Raw genomic sequence first — 17,389 nt, forward strand, 5'->3', positions numbered from 1 at the left:
CTTGCAACGCCGCGTTTGTTGAATTGTTCTACGACGGACTTATCCGTAAAACCCTAACCGAGACCGTAACGAATGTCCGGATTAACTTTGTAACTTATTGAAAGCGGGGCATGAGCTGGGACGCGGGACAAGCGCCGCTCAGAAGAATTGCAGTACGCCGAATACGGCGAGCAGCGAGATAGGCATGCTGATTAGAATGACGGCGGCAATATCGTCCTTGGGCCCGTCATAGTGACTTGCCAGGATGTAGCTGATGACCGCGACCGGCATACTGGCCTGGATTAGCAACGTCTTAATGACAACCGGTTCCAAGGGCAGCACGGCCACGACCGCTAGCGCCGCTCCCATGCCCAGAGCAACCCGTGCCAGCGACAAGCCGACAATCCGCCCCAAGTGTCCCAGGTCACGAGGATTGATGGTGGATAACGAACGTCCCAGCAGCAACAACATGACCGGAATGGTCATGCCTGCCAGTATGTCCAGCGTCCGGATGACCGCCTCCGGTGCCTGCCAGCCGGTCGCCACCCATAGGATACCCACCAGCAAGGCGACGATAGAGGCATTGGACAGTATCGCCTTGAGCGAGAAACGCCCCGATAGTAGCCAAACGCCCAGTGTGAAATGGCTAATTTGCACCGCAGTTGAGATCACCACAGCGTGCACCAGAGCCTGCTCACCCAATAGCGAGAATACCAGCGGAATACCGAGGTTTCCGGTATTGGGATTGACCAGCATGGAGAGATAGCCACGAACCTCCAGCCCCGCCAATTTAAGCCCGACCGCACCGATAACCGCCGATAACGCCAATACCGCCAGAATGGCCATGAGCGTATCCGAGACCGACCAGATCGGCGTTTCCATACCCAGGATGGCGTTGAGGATCAGCGCCGGCAGGCCAATCATGGTGACCAGCTTGGCTAGCGCGGGCGAATCCAGCAGCGTTGTCGTTCGCGCCAGGCCGAGGCCCAGTGCCGCACAAAAAACGACGGGGAACAGCGCATTTAAATAAGCCGATAACACGACTGGAACCTCGGAGCGGACAAGCAGTGGATGGAGCAAATCCCGGGGATTGTAACTGTTTGCCGCGGCGGATGTGCGGACTGCGGCGGACGAACATGACCTGCGCGAGGGTAACGCCTCTTGCCGCTGCCTCTTGCCACTACTACAACCCCTCGCGCAGAGACTCCCTAGTCGTAGCTCTCCGTCCTGATCTGAAATCCCTGCGGGGCAAGCTGCCGCTCCACAACCTCGAGCATGCCAGAGTGACCGCAGGCGTAAACTAGCGTGGAGCCGCTCTCCAATGCGGCCTGCTGCAGGTAATCGGCAACCAGCGTATCGACGCGACCGGTGCGTCCGCCCCAGCCCTGGTTGGCTGGCTCTTGCGGACGGCTCACCGTGGACACGTAGCTCACGATCTGGGGATGGTCGGCAGCCATACGCTCAAGCTCGGCGCGGTAGCCGAACTCATCCTGGTAACTGGCGCCCTGCAATACGTGAAACCGATGATTTGAACCTCCGCGATGGAGGTGATCCCGCAGGATGCTGATAAACGGATTGATGCCCGTCACTGTCGAGATCATCAGATGGTTGGGGAAACCTTCGTCGAAGCGTAGACCGCCCTTCGGCGGGCCTAAGGTAACTGAGTCGCCAGCCTTCAGCCGACGCAACTGCTCCGACATCTGGCCGCCCGGAACCAGCTCGACAAAAAACTCCACCACGGGCTCGTGCGGTGCGGAAACAATCGAGAAGGAGCGCCGAACGCCCCCCACACCCACTTTCACCGACTGGCCCGCCACGAAATTAAAGTCTAGCGGCCGGGGCACGGTGAACCGCACGAGATCCGGAGTCACCTGACGGCAATCGAGCACGGCCACACCGTCGACGCCCGTCGCCGGGCGCGAAACCATTTCAGACGCTAACGCCTGCGGGTCTTCGTCGCCGGACGCCGCGGGCTGCTGTTGCGGTAGCGGTGTCCGGTCCTCCCGTTGGCGCGCCCAGTCCAGCAGACGCGCGGCCTGATCCGACCGGCGATGGCTGATTCCCGCCAACAGCGTGCGCAACTCGCCGTCGCTGCAGCTTTCCGACGCGTGGCTGAGAGACTCGAGGTCCACCAGGCTACCCTGCGCACCGCTACGGGCACGTCTTAGGTCTGACTCGCTGGCCATAGCTTAAGCCTTCTTGGCCAGCGTGCAAATCGCGCCAGGCTCTTCCACCTGCAATGCCAAGCTTTCACTAACAAACATCTGATGGTGAATGCCGTCATTGGTGGAATACCCGGTGATCAGGTCCTGGCCGACAATGATCCGCCCGACCCGCGCGTCTACCAGCACGGCGCCCTCGATATCGGCCTTGAACACGCCCAACTCGCACAGCCGCTTGAGATGCTCGAGCTGCAGCATGTCGGTTCCTTCGTAGCGGCGGAACAGGAGGTTATACCAAGCAGGGGAAATGGCCAGCGCGTAGGGACCGTGGAAGCCATTGTCGTCAAGGTGTGTAACCGCACCCAACACATCCTCCAGGGCCTGTTCGATCTTGCTCCAGTCGGCGCATTTTACCTCATTGCGGCCCTTGGCGGTGAGCAGCCCATCCAGGCCAAAGTCTGGCTGGCCGTAATAAATAAACTCTTCCTCACGACGCGCCACGGCCTCGGCAGCGTCTTCCACCGAGCGCAGATCAAGGGGCTGCCCCATGGACTCGTAGCCCTCAATACGGCGCACGCTAAGGCCAAAGCTCTTGCGTAACATGGGAATCGCACTGGCGCGGCTGAGTACGGCCCCGGCTTCGTCCGGCGCGGGTTGCCGGCAGTAGCCTTCCTCGCCGACTTCGATAGCCGTCAAACCGACCCCGTAGGGGCCATCCACTTCAAGAAACCGGCGTCCGGTCAGTACCTCGCGCGCTGCACCGACGGCAGCTTCGTCGATCCGGTCCCAAATCTCCCTGGAGAAGGAGGCATGTTCACGATTGAGATAGTTCATGATGCGTTACTTCCCTTTCAACGAACCAATGGTGAATTTGTTCAAAGGCTGGCTGGCGACTTTGCCTTCGGCTTCACTGATTTCACTGATGTCGCCATCCTCTTCCTCAGCGTCCAGGATCGGCTTATCGGTGAACAGGTAGATCCTCATCTGTTCGGCAAAGTCCGGGCTGTTGCGGCGCAGCCACTCCAACACCATGCAGGCGTGTTCGATCTCCTCCCGCATGTTGTGGAGCAACAGTCCCTTGAGTTCTTCATCGCTACTGGCATCTGCGCGCTGCTGATACCAGTCGACCGCCTCCAGTTCCTCTTGCACGGAAACCAGGGCGCGATGCATTTCCTTGGTCTTTTCCGACAACATCTCTATCGGTTCGTGGTAACTATCGCTTCCTCCGGCCATATCATTCTCCGAAACGAATGGATGATAAGTTCCTTTATAAAGCTCAAAACAGCTTAGCCGCTTTTACCTACCTTATGGCACATCAGTATGATTACAAGGTCGAAACTTCAGGCAGAGCGCTCTTGCTGGGCCAGGCTCCAGATCATTACGCGTTCTCCTGATTGCATCCGTTTGCGCTTGTTTTGAGGTAATAAAGCAAGCGTGCTTCACCAGGCAGACCAGACCGGAGTAATTACAAAAATAGCTCAATTAGGCAGTAGTGAGATTCTGTCAAAATCCGTTACCATCGATCACTATCATCTCTGGATCCGCCCTCTTTCAGGCTAGGTATTACTATGCGCCGCTACGCACGCCTCTGCATCTACTCCATTGGTTTGCTTGCTTTCAGTGCGTCTGCATTCGGCGCCATCGTTGCCACCGCAAGCAGTGACAACGGCTATGTCCCTGCCAATACACTCGATGGCAGTTTGGCGGGCTGGTCCAGATGGACCAGCAAGGGAGACGGCGAATGGATTCGCTTTGACCTGGGGGAAACGCGTGTACTCAAAGCTGTGGACCTCGCCTTCCAACGCGGTGATGTCCGGGAGTACTACTTCGATTTGCAGGCCTCCAGCGACGGTGAGAACTGGACACCGCTAATAGAAGATACGGCGAGCAGCGGCCAAACAAGGAATTTCGAACGTGTGGACGTACCGGACACGCAAACACGTTACGTACGCTATATCGGCTGGGGAAACAACGATAACCTGCTCAACAGCCTGACCGAGGTACGCTTCCAGAGCACCGCAGTTGAGCCGGTCGAACCGCCGGTAACTGGCGACTGGTGGCAGCCGCAGAGCGGGATGTCTTGGCAGTGGCAGCTCCAGGGCACCATTAATACCGGCTATAGCGTGCAGGTTTACGACATCGACCTGTTCGATACTCCGGTAGAAATGATCGAATCTTTGCAGCACTCCGGTCAAAAGGTGGTGTGCTACTTCTCTGCGGGCAGCTTCGAGGACTGGCGCCCGGACGCAGACCATTTCGCAGCCGGTGACCTGGGCGATCCCATGGGTGAGTGGGAAGGTGAAAACTGGCTGGATATCCGCACTCAGAATGTTCGCGACATCATGACCGACCGCATGCTTCTGGCCAAAGCGAAAGGCTGTGACGGCGTCGAACCGGACAACATCGATGGCTACACCAACGCTACCGGCCTGCCTCTAACCTATGCCGATCAGCTTGATTACAATCGTTTTCTCGCAGAGACGGCGCACCGACTGGAGCTAGCCATCGCCCTGAAGAACGATCTTTCCCAAGTGACCGACCTAGTGAGCCATTTCGACATGGCGATCAACGAGCAGTGCCACAAGTACAACGAATGTCACTTGCTTCAGCCTTTCATCGACGCTGGCAAGCCCGTATTTAACGCGGAGTACGGATCGAAATACGTTAACGATCCCGCCGCCCGCGATGCCCTGTGTGCCTCATCCCGTCTGTTCGGAATGCATACGCTGATTTTGCCACTGGCGCTGGACGACGGATTCCGATTGGACTGCGGGATCGATTAGCGTCCCGGGGCGGTACAGGCTTCGCAACAAACGTTTACCCCAACAGTGTCAGGCTAGCCGCCAGCATGCTGGCCACAGCCAGGCCGGTAAACGACAGCGCCAAGCTCCAACGCAATGAGGCATCCCGGGCGCGATAGCCGGTTAAGCGTTCCATGATCAGTGCGTTGGCGGCAAACGGGGTGCCGAACGCGGTAATCCCCCAGCCGGTGACCATCCCAACGCCCAGGCCTAGCAAGGCCTCACTCGGCCAGATGGAACCGAGAATACCGCCGATCAAGGTGCCGATAACGATCGGATTGATGCCAGACAATCCCGCCACGAAGAACGTCCAGGGGACTAGAGCCGCCAACAGCGGCCACGCCCAATCTGGCGGACTGACACTGCCCTGAATCTCACCGAGCACCACGCCACTGATGATCGCACCGATAAAGGCCGATCCGCCGACGATAGCCAGCTCGTTACTCACCCGGTCCATGCTGGCCATCGGAGGGTTTTCGCCTCGACTCCAAGCCAGCAAACGCGCGCCGATCACCACCGCCAGACAACTCAGCGTGACCGCATGGGCATAGCTGACGCCATAGGCGTGACTGAGTACAAAAACGCCGGTACAGATCGCGACAATCAGGCCGCCAAAACGCAGCCAGCTACCGATGTTCGCGGGTTCGTCGCGGATGACCGGCTGATCGGCGGCTTCCGGTTCCCGCCATATCACGCCGAGGAAGACCATAAGCACGGCAAAAGGCAGCGCCGCAGCAATCAGGTGACCGCTAGGTAGCCCGGGCAGAAGGGTTAGGGTAAGTACCACTGAAATCGACAGTGGCGAGAACGAGGGCGCCGTACCAAATCCACGAAGGACCGCCCGGGTGGCATTGCGGGTTGCGGGTGAATCGCCGCCCGCTCGGATCCGCTCGCCTACGAGACTGCCCACCACGGCAACGGAGCCGAAATTCAACGGGATCGAAACCAGCGCAGTACCAAACGCGAGACTCAGGTACCGGGTCAGCGGCTTGCCGCCAAACAAGCTGACGGAAATACGCTGCAGGTCTCGCGATCGCCCGAGCACGATGGACAGCAGCATCACCGCAAGTATCAACCCGGCTAGCCGCGTGACGTTTGCCGCCGCGTCGGGAATCAGCGAGACATCTCGCAACACCGCATAGACCAGGCCGCAGCATGCCACGAGAAAAACCCCTCGCGGCACATAACGCATCTCGCGCCACCCCAGTAGAACGATCACCGCGACCAGCAGCGAACCGGCGTAGGCGGCCCCCGGCAGGAAGGCAAACACCGCCAGTAGCAACGCCAGATAGGCAAGAGCAGAACGGCTAGCCAGGACCTTGCGCAGACCGGACTGTATGAATCGCCCCTGAAACATGAATGCTTCCAAAAAAAGAGTGAGGGGCCATTCTAAGCAAGCTACGTATAACCCGGTATGCGCAATTATGCGAGGTCATGCGTTTCTCTCGTCACGCACAAGCAGACAAATAAAATAAATACATTAAATTCAGTTATTTAAATAATTAGACCCAAGGCCGGTCCGTCAAGAAAGCAAAGCCGCACAAAATTTTTTAGGAAGAGAGGTGACAGGCGCCAAGGCCTTTGTTATTATTTGTAACAGTTCACGGACGATAAGGACGGGAATTGAGCCATAGAAGGCACCCCCGAAGGAACGGGGTCGAGCAAGGAAAAGGAAAAAAGCAGCTTCGGGATTTCCAAATTCCAAAAAACCGGATCGGTTAACGCCGATCCGGTTTTTTTATGCCCATACAATACGCAAACGCCTAGCACCCCGTTAGGGTAACCCGGTGTTCCTTAACACACGTGCCCCCTCCGGGTAATTCGCTATCGACACATCGAAGAATCCAAACGCCTGTGCCAGCAGCCTACGCCGACGATAACCATAAAACCAATCCCCGGCCCGACTGGCGGGTTCTCCTGACGTTATGGCCCTATCTGACCGAGTTTCGCGGGCGCGTCATTGCCGCTTCTGCCTGCCTGGTGCTGGCCAAGCTGGCTACCGTAGCGACGCCGCTTGTTCTCAAATACATCGTCGATTACCTCGACCAGGGCCGAGACGGCGAGAGGCTGCTCTGGATCCCCTTGCTGCTGGTAGCGGGCTACGGCTTGCTGCGATTCGGCAGCACTCTGTTCAATGAGCTACGCGACGCGATTTTCGCCCGCGTAGCCGAACGCGCCATGCGCCGGGTATCGCTACAGGTTTTCCGCCACCTGCACGAACGGGAACTGGCCTTCCACCTGGATCGCAAGACCGGGGGTCTGGCCCGGGACATGGAGCGCGGCACCAGCGGTATCAGCTTCCTGATTCGCTTTATGCTGTTCAACATCATCCCCACGGTGCTGGAAATCATTATGGTATCGGCCATCCTGCTGGCCGCATTCGACCCTGGCTACATGCTGGCCATCGTCCTTGCCGTTACCGTCTACGTGCTGTATTCCGTCAAAGTCACCGAGTGGCGCACCGCTTTCGTACGCGAAACCAACGCCCGGGATAACCAGTCCAACGCCCGTGCGCTGGACAGCCTGCTCAACTACGAAACCGTCAAGTACTTCAACAATGAGGCCCATGAGGCCGAGGTTTACGATCGCGACTTGGCGGAGTGGGAGAAAGCGCGCCTGAAAACCCGCCTATCTCTGGCCACCTTGAACATCGGCCAGGCACTGATTATCGGCGTAGCCATGATCGCGATTATGGGCATGGCAGTGAGCCAGGTCGCCAATGGCGACATCACGCTGGGGGATTTCACCATGATCAACGCTTACCTGATTCAGCTTTTCATTCCCCTCAATGCGCTCGGCTTCGTCTATCGTGAGATCCGCCAGGCATTAGTCAACGTTGAACGGCTTTTTGGTCTTCTGGGGTCGACGCCTCGGATCGTGGACGCTTCAGATGCCGGAGAACTGAACACCGAGGGTGCCGAAGTGCGCTTCGAAAACGTGCATTTCGCCTATCAGCCGAACCGTTCTATTCTGAAGGGCGTCAGCTTTACCGTACCTGCCGGCCATAAGGTTGCCATTGTCGGTGCCAGTGGCGCGGGCAAGTCGACCGTGGCCCGTCTGCTATTTCGTTTCTTCGATGTGAACGAAGGCCGCATTACCGTGGACGGCCAGGACATTCGGTCCGTGGCTCAAGACAGCCTGCGCCAAGCCATGGGTGTCGTTCCTCAGGACACCGTGCTCTTTAACGACACCCTCTACCGCAACCTGGCCTATGGTCACCCCGAGGCGGCTGAAGAAGAGGTCTATCGCGCCGCCAGACTAGCGCACCTGGACCACTTCATCGATGCGCTACCGGAAGGCTACGGCACAAAGGTCGGCGAACGCGGCCTGAAGCTCTCGGGTGGCGAAAAGCAGCGGGTTGCCATCGCCCGGGTGATCCTTAAAAACCCGCCGTTGCTGATCCTCGACGAGGCGACCTCCTCGCTGGATTCTCTATCGGAGCAGGCCATTCTGGGCGCTTTGAGCGAAGTCAGCCGCTCCCGCACCACCCTGGTGATCGCCCATCGCCTATCCACCATCCGGGACGCCGATACCATCCTCGTCATGGCCAATGGACAGATCGCGGAACAGGGCGACCATCAAGCCCTACTCGATGCCGGTGGGCGCTATGCCGAACTTTGGTGGCAGCAGCACCAGGGTTCGGCCTGAGTCGCCAACCCGGCGCTTTTCTGAGCATGACACGTCCTCCCCTGCTCGAACGCAACCCGGCCGCATTCTGGCAGGGCTTATCCGCGCTATTGGCCACCGTTGTCGTAATTCTGCTATTTGCTTAGCACGCGAACATGCCTTCATCGATTACAGAATCGAAATGACGCCCTGCGCCCCGACTTTGTTAAGTTGAATGGTGAACGAACGCCAAAACGCAAGACGTGCGAACGTAGGGCACCAGGCACCCTCGACAGCAACCGGCGTTCGCTCAAGGACCCCATTGACAAGGAAAAGAAGGAGTTAAGGATGCCAATGCAACTTTCAAAGACCTTCAAAATGTCGCTTCTGGCAAGCGGGCTGGCGCTGGGCGCTTCCGCTCACGCCGCCGAAGGGCTCTATTCTGCAGACGATCTGATGGATGCTGACGTTTACGACCAATCCGGTAAAGAAATCGGCGAAGTCGAAGACATCCTGATGGGCAACGGCATGGAGGTGCACTCGCTGGTGATCGAAACGGGTGGCGTGCTCGACATGGGCGGCCGCGAAGTCGTTGTGGAACGAGGCGATTTCACCGTGAAAACCGGCGATAGCAATCAAAGCTGGGACGAGATCGACTATGAAGTACACATCGACGCCTCCCCGGAGGAGATCAAAGGGCTGGACGAGTACAGCGAAAGCTGGTGGAACCAGACACGGCAGTCAATGAACCAAGCTTGGGAAAACACCCAGGAAGGTGCTGCCAGTGCCTGGGAAAACACGAAGGAAGCCTCCTCCCGTGCATGGCAAAATACCAAAGACGCCGTGGAAAACCTGGGCGATGAGGTAGAAAGCGAAACCGACGAGATGTAACCGGCACCCGGCCGTTCAAGTAGAACAAGCCAAGCAAGACAAGGTTGCCACTGGCAACCTTGTTGGCCAAACCGCGTATCTGGCTGGCGCTAAATCAGGCCGAAGTCGAATCGTGCCGGCTAAGCAATTCCTTCATTTTGCTGGCAGAGATAGCATAGCTGAATAGGAAGCCCTGCCCCCCATGACACCCCTTGGATTGCAGGAAGGCCAGTTGTTCGAACGTTTCGATGCCTTCTGCGATCACCTGAAGATCAAGTTCGAGCGCCAAGTTGACGATTGCCGCCGCAATAGCCGAATCGTGGCGATTATGCGGGAGGCCCTGAACGATACTCTGGTCAATCTTGATCGCATCTACCGGCAATCTCGCGAGTTGTCCCAAACCCGATAACCCCGCGCCGAAATCGTCGGCACAGATGCGTAGTCCCAGTCCCTTGAGTTCATGCAATACCGACAGCACCTCGTCCTGATGCTGGATAATTTCACCTTCGGTGACATCGATCTCGATACCGGCCGGATCAACCCCCGTCGACAGCAGCGCCTTGCTGACAAAATCGACGAAGCCAGGCTGCTTCAATTGTTTGAGTGAAAGATTGACACCCAAAACAAAACCCTCGAATCCTTGGGTCTGCCATTCCTTGGCTTGCCGAAAGGCGGCCGCAACGGCCCATTCGCCTAAGGGCACGATCAAGCCGGTTTCCTCCGCCAATGCCATAAAGCGGGAGGCGGGAATCAGCTGCATGTCCGCGTCTTCCAACCGAAGAAGTGCTTCCGCACCGACCGGTCGATTGCTGGTCAGGTCAAACACTGGCTGGTAGCTCAATTGCAGGGCGCCGTGTTGCAAGGCTTGTCGCAGCCCTTCTTCAAGGGTCTTTCGATCCTTCACTTCGTTGTAAAGGTCTTCGGTAAAGAAGCCGAAGGTTTGCCGACCGCTATCCTTGGCGCGGTACAGCGCTAAATCGGCGTGTTTGAACAGCGAAACGGGATCATCGGCATCGCCTGGATAGAGGGTGATACCTATGCTGGTGCCACTATGGATCACCGTGCCATCTAGCCAGTACGGACGCTGCAACTCTTCGACGATTTTCTCAGCGAGCTTAGCCGGAGAGTGGCTTGACGTCACATGGCTCTGGATCACCGCGAACTCATCGCCGCCCAGGCGTGACACCACATCGGTTTCGCGTACGGCGGCTTGAAGGCGCGAAGCCACTTCTTTAAGCAGCAAGTCACCCACATGATGCCCCAGACTATCGTTAACCAGCTTAAAGCGGTCGAGATCCAGCAGCATCAAGGCAAACTGGCCGTCATCTCGCTTGGCATGGGCAATCGCCTCATGGAGGCGATCGCTGAAAAAGGCACGGTTAGGAAGCCCGGTAAGCGTGTCGTGATTGGCCAGGTAGCGATTCCGCTCTTCTGCGGATTTACGCTTGGCAATATCTTCGACAATGGCAATGAAGTGCCGGGGGTTCCGATTACGATCGCGGATCAGCGAGACCGTTAGGTTGGCCCACACCCACGTGCCATCCTTACGTATATAACGCTTCTCCATATTGTAGGTGTCGATCTCGCCGCGCACGAGCTTGTTCAGACGGTCCAGATCGCCGGGCAGGTCTTCCGGATAAGTAATGTCCTGAAAGGTCATGCGACGAAGCTCGTCCCGGCTGTAGCCGAGAATGTCGCATAGCTTGTGGTTCACCCGGACCCACTGGCCTTCAAGTGCCACGTGGGCGACACCCACAGCCGCCTGCTCGAACGTCGCCCGGAACTGCAATTCGCTCTCGCGCAAAGCCGCTTCTGCCTGGGCGCGTTTGATTTGCTCATCCCGTTCGAGCAACAACCGCTTCAAGTCCAATGCGGAGCTTGCATCGAGGCGCGTCCAGCGCGTGGAGTGCCCGCGAACTTTTTCCAGCCAGTGATCGAACGATTTACGCGGATGGATGCGGGCATTGGGATCCTGCGTCACCGGCTTGTTGGGGTTGCCAGCCCAGAGGCGGGACTCAACTTGTTCGCGACGTATCGCGAGCAGCGCGTCGCCGCCCGGTGTCAACCGCACCAGCAAAGCCCCGCTGGCCTCGGCCGCCAGCGACTCAAACCGGGCGTCCAGCGCTGACAGGTTGCGGCTTTGTGCAACATCCTTCTCCACTGACTGATTCGTCATAACGTCAAACAGCACGTCGTCTGCACCCTCTGTCAGCGGCTGCCCGAGCACCGTTTGTCGCCCGCCCAGCCTTACGATGACGGTATCGGCCTGCAAATAGCGCAACAGATCGGGGCTGGCGTTTTCTAGACCTTCAACCACCTCCGACGATTTGGACAGATGTTCTTTGATTCGGCCTTCGCTAATCTTGCGGCTCTGTTCGGCATCGCTGGCAGCGCGTTTCTCCAGAGCGGAGACAGTGTAGGACGCCAGTTCACCCAATACCTTGCAGCGCAAACGAATCGAATGCGGCACATTCCGCGGTGAAGCGTGGTGGCAGGTCACCATGCCCCAAAGTTTGTCGTTGTCCAGCAACGAAATCGTCATCGACGCCGCGACACCCATATTCTCCAGGTATTCCAGGTGAATGGGCGACACGTTGCGCAGCATGGTGTAGGTCATGTCCAGCGGACGGCCGGTAAGCGGATTGTTCGTAGGAATCAGGGGGACCGGCCGATAACCGACATCGGGAATCATCCGCAGACGGGTCAGCGTAAACATGCGACGCGCTTGAGCGGGGATATCCGAAGCCGGGAAGTGGTGGTCGAGGTAGGTCTCGGGATAGCGATCGCTTTTAACCTCGGCGGTCACTTCGCCATGCCAGTCTTCATCGAATTTGTAGGCCAGCACCCGGTCGAAACCGGTCAGTCGCCGAACCTCGCGCACCAGCAACCGGCAAAGTCCTCCGGTATCCTTGCAGTTATTGATGTCCATAAAGGGCATTTCGCCCTCGCTCCAGAAGCCGCGGCTTTGCAAGGCTTTCTCTTGCCGCTGTTCGAACTCGGCAATCAAAAGCTCACCCTGGCTGACATAGAACACATTACAGGGCGTGCGACTTTCGGACAGATGAACCGTGCTCGGCGTCAGGACATGCAACTCGTTGGCGTTAAGCTCCTGTTCCAGTTGCATGAAGTTGGTCTTGCCAATTAACTCGTGCAGTTGACACTCAAGCACTTGGTCTATCGAGCGCCCCATCAACGCTTCGACGTTGGCGCTGGCCTGCATAACCTGAAAATCGGCAAGCCGCACCACGATCAGCGCGCCGAAGGACTGGATGGCACCGGGAATATGGATGGGCTCACGATCGCAATTGGACAGGTCGACAGCCTGGGGAGAGGACGTCTCCATGCTCACTCCTTGCTTATGAGCCAATGATCGAGACAACTGAACGTTTCGATAGCCGAGCTAGTCATCTTCAATGTTTGGGGAGCCCCCATCTCCAGATTCGCCAGCTGCTGACGAAAACAGCCCCACATGCGCCCATTGCCGGGGCCGTAGCCGTCGTAAAAGCGACCGCCCGTCTCCGGCGTAACGCCAAGAGTTGCATGGAGATGGCGTGAAATTAGCGTTCCGCCCATCGTGGCGCCTTCCAGCACATAAAGACAGCCAACGGCTTGGGGAAGATCTTCGATCTGCGGCGTCTCTGCGACTGAGGCGCGCGGAAGCTCGGCAATGGCCTGTTCGCTCAGCCCAAGAACGCTCAGGTCCTGACGCAACCAAGGCGTTTTCCAGCGTTCAGCGGTAGCTCGCTCAACGACGGAACGGTCAGCGACGGCAATACGGGACGGCAAATCGGCCAAGATGAATTCCACAGGCTCGTAAAATCCAAGCAGCCGGGCTAGGAGGTCGCGATAACGCGAGTGTGATAACCCGGGCTCGAACAGCCTGGCCAAACGGGGATTCCGCTCTATTTGCCGATGGCTCTTCAGTGTGGCGCTACGAAGCTGGGTCAACAACGGATTGGCACGAGTGGCCTGGGGCGCTGGGCGTGTTTCCATTGTCTGCATAACTACCGATTCCGTTGCTTAACCGCAGCCCATCGTGTTTTAAGAGACTGGGAACTCGACCGTTGAAGGTGAGCTTTGCAGGGAGATACCCCGCTGAGCGGTCAAGCGCACACCCCGCCGCACGAGATAATTATTCTACACACGGATCGGTCACCCAAAACCCATTAGTTTAGAGAAAGCATAGAGTTATAGAATAAACATAGGTTTAGATCGCGCGAAAATAGCGCACATTGAGGGGGCGGCCAGTTCCGCGGCCGGCAAGCATTGAGTAGTCGCACAATTTTGTGCGGGTTTATTCCAAATTCGCTAACTGGACACCGTGCCCTGCCCAGCCACGCCTTTTTCGGCGCTTCGCTTCAGCGTGAGCGAAGGGCCGGTTCACGCTTCAGCAACGCTCACTTCCAGATATTCCGGGTCGAAGCACGCAAACTGTTCCAACCGTTGCCAGTCTGGCACCTTCAGGTTGCCATGCTTGAGATCGAGAATGCCGTCTTTGCGGAGCTGGCGCGCGACGCGATTCATGTGGACGATGCTGATGCCCAGAGCCTCGGAAAGTTCGATCTGCGTCAGCGATACACTAAATGATGCCAGACTCTTCGCTTTCTCACCATGAGTGCGATAAACAAGCTCGCATAACAGGTGGGCGAGCCGTTGATCTGCCTGGAGGCTCACCAAGTTGACCAGCCACTGATGAGACATGCGCTTTCTCAGCACTTCCTGCTCGCGTACAAACTGCCGGGTCAAACGCCGCGTATCTGCCGCATCGTGCAGGTCGGCCAACGGTATTTTGTAAGCGACGAGAGGTCCCAGGGCCCGGACCGACATGGGCGCCTTGGGCAGCATAAACGTGGAAAGATTGCAGAGGTCTCCCGGCATGAAAAAATGAAGCGTCTGCATGGAGCCGTCAACCAGGAGCTTGTAGCCGCAGGCCAACCCTTTCTCAATCAGGAAGACATGATCAACATTGCTGGACTCGAGGATCAGGTTCTCACCTTTTTCGAGATGAACCTCATTCCCACAACAGCGTAAAAAGTCCGCATTCTTCTCTACGAATCGCTCAGCCAGCATGCCCTCATGAGGCTGCAAAGCTACATTGATCGTCTTCATTATTCGCCCTTGCCTATAACTTTTGTCATTTTATTGGCGTCCATCTTAACTCCGCCAATTAATCGTCACATTAACATACTTTAGCCATACATGACGGATTAGTCAGATTTATTTAATGAACGTCCAATAGAAATTTCAGGTCGTTATAGGAATGACCTAGCGGGCGGCGGGCCAAATACCGGGTTTTGGGCATCGAAGAATGATGCCGCAGTAATACCCCGTTAGAAAAAGTAGTAGCTGAGAATTTGCAGAACGATCAGCAACGCAATCAGCGGGAAGATGTAACGCGCCAGATGACTGTAGTCCTTGGGCTCGGTTTTGGAGGCGTACTTCTCCAAGAACGGCACGAGAACAATCAAGGTAACGAAGAGGATACCCAGTATCGCCAGCAGGGTGCCCATGGTAGCGGCTCCGGTATTAAAAATGATGACGGGGGCTGACCCAACACAAAGCTCCTTATGGTATTCCAGTATGACACCCCAGCAAGGTAAAGCCGACCGTTCCATTAACGCCATCAAATGACACCGTCATCCTGAAGCAAACCTTTGGTTTGGGTGAGATGGCCGAGGCTCTCAGCTATGAGGAGGCGGAACGTCACTTCGGGAAGATTTGTCTGGAATTACGAGCAATCCCGTGAGAAGAGCCTAGACTATAAATAAGGGGGCATAACTGCGGTATGCCCCAATAAATGCAGGGTACTTTTCGGGCAGTTATGCCGCCCTGTTTTTCAACTAGGCTCTTTTTACAGGAATGCGTCCGAAGCCGTTGAGCACCAGAATTCCGGACCCCGGTATCCGACAGCGTGGCGCCCGCAGCCCGCGTAGCGCAACCTGTCAACCAGGTCGGTGTAACCTGAGCCACATGGCGGGAGTAGCATCTCCATGTCCAACTATGAACAAGAGCGCCTGTACACCCTGCGCCAACTGAAGATCCTCGACACACCGCCCAGCGAAAGTTTTGATCGCATCACCCGGACCGCAGCCAAACTGTTTAATTTGCCAGTGTCCGCCATCTCGCTGACGGACGAGAATCGTCAATGGTTCAAATCCCGAGTCGGCACAGAATTCACGGAAGTCGCGCGAAGAAAATCACCTTGCAGCGATATATCCGCCAGTCCCGAGGTGCTGGTCATCGAGGACTTTCAGGCCAACGACTACTATCGAAATGCGCCCCAGGCCGAACTCGGCATGCGTTTTTACGCCGGAGCCCCATTAACGACCTACGACGGCTATACGCTCGGCACCCTTTGCGTGCTGGGACCCGAGCCACGAACAGCATCGAAGGAGGAGTTGGCGGGACTGGTCGACCTCAGTCATATGGTGATGGCCCAGATCGACCTGCAATACGCCTTGGGCCGGGTCGATCCAATCACCTTGCTACCCAACCGGATTCAATTCACCGAAGACCTGGCCGATCTCGCCATCGACTACGGCGGGGAGACACGGCATGCCATTTTTGTCGAGCTGGGCGACGCCCGGGAGCTCAATACACTGAACCGCGTGATGGGCGGCGGCAACACTGAAGAGCTCTCCAGAGAGGCGAGCCGGGCGTTACTGGCCCATCTACATGACGACGACACGCTATACAGCATTGCGCCCGGCCAGTTTATTGTTCTTTGCCGTCCTGGCGTGGAAAGCGAGATCGAGCGAAAAGTCAGCCGCCTACATGACAGGCTCGACTGGATGAACATCGGCTCCACCCGGAACATTATCGTGCGCCCCGCATTGGGTGTGGCGCCAATCCATCTCGGGCGTACCAGCGCCAACGACGCCATTCGCCACGCCCACAGCGCCAGTCACGATGCGCGTCAAAACGAAAGAAACTGGACCCACTACGACCCTCGTATCGATGCCGATCATCAAAGACGCTTCACACTACTGCGAGATATGCGAGAAGCGCTGGTTACCGGCGATGGCCTATGGCTTGTATTTCAGCCGAGGATCGACCTCAAGACCGGGCGCTGCACCGGGGCCGAGGCGTTGTTGCGTTGGAAACACCCCGCGCTGGGTGACGTTTCTCCGACCGAATTCATTCCTTTAATCGAAAACACGCCCCTGGCCCGGCACCTGACACAGTGGGTCTTGCACGCAGCGACCGCACAGGCGGCCCAGTGGTTCCAACAAGGCAAAATCCTCCGAGTGTCAGCGAATGTCATGGCATCGAATTTCGAGGAAGAGGGGTTTACCGATCTGCTGATGCAACGGATGCAACACCTCCAGCTGCCGGCGCAGGCGTTTGAACTGGAACTCACCGAAAGCGCCCTGGTCCGTAACCGAATGGCCGTCGCCAGTCAGCTCAATGCGTTGGCCAACGCGGGCATCCATCTGGCCATCGACGATTTCGGCACGGGCTATAGCAGCCTCGCGTACCTACTGGACATTCCGGCCCACGTCATCAAAATTGACCGAACCTTTACGACCAGTACGCCCACGGTCAGGCCCACCTCCCAGAAAACACTGCTAAAGGCCATGATCGATCTTGCACATGGCATGGGTTTCAGAACGGTTGCCGAGGGCTACGATCCTCCGGATATGCTAGAAACTCTAGGGCAATTTGGCTGTGACGAGGTGCAGAGCTTCGCGATTTCGAAGCCGCTCAGCCCCGATGGCTTTGAAGCGTGGCTACAGACCTTTGATAAGGAACCGAACCGATTCGCGTCGCGGTCTTCTCCATGACGCTCCCTCCCCCTAAACTCACCGTACCGTCCACCTAAATTCAAGTACCGTCCGGCCTTCGTCCGAGCCTTTCTAGAGAGTCCTGGTAACACGATTCCTACAAACCCGCTGATTCTCTCAAGCGGACAAAAGCTTATGATGGAATTGCGAAGGAGCCTCTGAATAACTCCTGAGAGGTTCCTTAAAC

General features: G+C 57.1%; 13 protein-coding genes. 4 read left to right on the forward strand and 9 right to left on the reverse strand.

Annotation, left to right across the window (positions count from 1 at the left end; genetic code table 11):
* Nucleotides 1-138: 138 nt before the first annotated feature.
* From FXO11_RS15435 to FXO11_RS15450, 4 genes are all read right to left on the reverse strand, one after another.
* Nucleotides 139-1,020 carry an AEC family transporter gene (locus tag FXO11_RS15435; RefSeq protein ID WP_148863815.1) on the reverse strand — a complete coding sequence of 294 codons (882 nt, stop codon included), beginning with the start codon at nucleotides 1,018-1,020 and terminating at the stop codon, nucleotides 139-141.
* 167 nt (nucleotides 1,021-1,187) lie between these two features.
* Entirely contained in the window at nucleotides 1,188-2,165 is a 978-nt protein-coding gene (locus FXO11_RS15440) for an FAD-binding oxidoreductase (protein ID WP_148863816.1), read from the reverse strand.
* Nucleotides 2,166-2,168: 3 nt separating this feature from the next.
* Complete coding sequence (locus FXO11_RS15445; protein ID WP_148863817.1) at nucleotides 2,169-2,975, reverse strand: family 1 encapsulin nanocompartment shell protein; 807 nt, start codon at nucleotides 2,973-2,975, stop codon at nucleotides 2,169-2,171.
* A gap of 6 nt (nucleotides 2,976-2,981) precedes the next feature.
* The gene (locus tag FXO11_RS15450) at nucleotides 2,982-3,374 is read right to left on the reverse strand and encodes an encapsulin-associated ferritin-like protein (RefSeq protein ID WP_148863818.1); all 393 of its coding nucleotides are present in this window, start codon (nucleotides 3,372-3,374) and stop codon (nucleotides 2,982-2,984) included.
* A gap of 335 nt (nucleotides 3,375-3,709) precedes the next feature.
* Between FXO11_RS15450 and FXO11_RS15455 the strand changes: the two genes are divergently transcribed.
* Entirely contained in the window at nucleotides 3,710-4,924 is a 1,215-nt protein-coding gene (locus tag FXO11_RS15455) for an endo alpha-1,4 polygalactosaminidase (RefSeq protein ID WP_148863819.1), read from the forward strand.
* Between the two features lie 34 nt (nucleotides 4,925-4,958).
* On the opposite strand, the gene FXO11_RS15460 is transcribed toward FXO11_RS15455, so the two are convergent.
* A complete protein-coding gene (locus FXO11_RS15460) occupies nucleotides 4,959-6,299 on the reverse strand; it encodes a hypothetical protein (RefSeq protein WP_148863820.1) in 1,341 nt (446 codons plus the stop codon).
* 497 nt (nucleotides 6,300-6,796) lie between these two features.
* Here FXO11_RS15460 and FXO11_RS15465 point away from each other — a divergent pair, with 497 nt between their 5' ends.
* Together FXO11_RS15465 and FXO11_RS15470 are read left to right on the forward strand one after the other, a co-directional pair.
* Nucleotides 6,797-8,590: an ABCB family ABC transporter ATP-binding protein/permease gene (locus tag FXO11_RS15465; protein WP_148863821.1), complete on the forward strand. Its 1,794-nt coding sequence runs from the start codon at nucleotides 6,797-6,799 to the stop codon at nucleotides 8,588-8,590.
* A 306-nt stretch (nucleotides 8,591-8,896) separates the two neighbouring features.
* Nucleotides 8,897-9,439 (forward strand): PRC-barrel domain-containing protein, encoded by a 543-nt coding sequence (locus FXO11_RS15470; protein WP_148863822.1) that lies wholly within the window; start codon nucleotides 8,897-8,899, stop codon nucleotides 9,437-9,439.
* A gap of 94 nt (nucleotides 9,440-9,533) precedes the next feature.
* On the opposite strand, the gene FXO11_RS15475 is transcribed toward FXO11_RS15470, so the two are convergent.
* The 4 genes from FXO11_RS15475 to FXO11_RS15490 form a co-directional block, all read right to left on the reverse strand.
* Nucleotides 9,534-12,761 (reverse strand): bifunctional diguanylate cyclase/phosphodiesterase, encoded by a 3,228-nt coding sequence (locus FXO11_RS15475; RefSeq protein ID WP_148863823.1) that lies wholly within the window; start codon nucleotides 12,759-12,761, stop codon nucleotides 9,534-9,536.
* Nucleotides 12,762-12,763: 2 nt separating this feature from the next.
* Complete coding sequence (locus FXO11_RS15480) at nucleotides 12,764-13,420, reverse strand: biliverdin-producing heme oxygenase (RefSeq protein ID WP_148863824.1); 657 nt, start codon at nucleotides 13,418-13,420, stop codon at nucleotides 12,764-12,766.
* 378 nt (nucleotides 13,421-13,798) lie between these two features.
* The gene (locus tag FXO11_RS15485; protein ID WP_148863825.1) at nucleotides 13,799-14,527 is read right to left on the reverse strand and encodes a Crp/Fnr family transcriptional regulator; all 729 of its coding nucleotides are present in this window, start codon (nucleotides 14,525-14,527) and stop codon (nucleotides 13,799-13,801) included.
* Nucleotides 14,528-14,748: 221 nt separating this feature from the next.
* The gene (locus FXO11_RS15490) at nucleotides 14,749-14,928 is read right to left on the reverse strand and encodes a hypothetical protein (protein ID WP_148863826.1); all 180 of its coding nucleotides are present in this window, start codon (nucleotides 14,926-14,928) and stop codon (nucleotides 14,749-14,751) included.
* A gap of 480 nt (nucleotides 14,929-15,408) precedes the next feature.
* On the opposite strand from FXO11_RS15490, the gene FXO11_RS15495 reads away from it, so the two are divergent.
* On the forward strand, nucleotides 15,409-17,202 hold the full coding sequence (locus tag FXO11_RS15495) for a sensor domain-containing phosphodiesterase (RefSeq protein ID WP_148863827.1): 1,794 nt from the start codon (nucleotides 15,409-15,411) through the stop codon (nucleotides 17,200-17,202).
* Nucleotides 17,203-17,389 lie beyond the last annotated feature (187 nt).

The sequence above is a fragment of the Marinobacter fonticola genome, assembly GCF_008122265.1.
GTDB classification, from domain to species: Bacteria; Pseudomonadota; Gammaproteobacteria; order Pseudomonadales; family Oleiphilaceae; genus Marinobacter_A; species Marinobacter_A fonticola.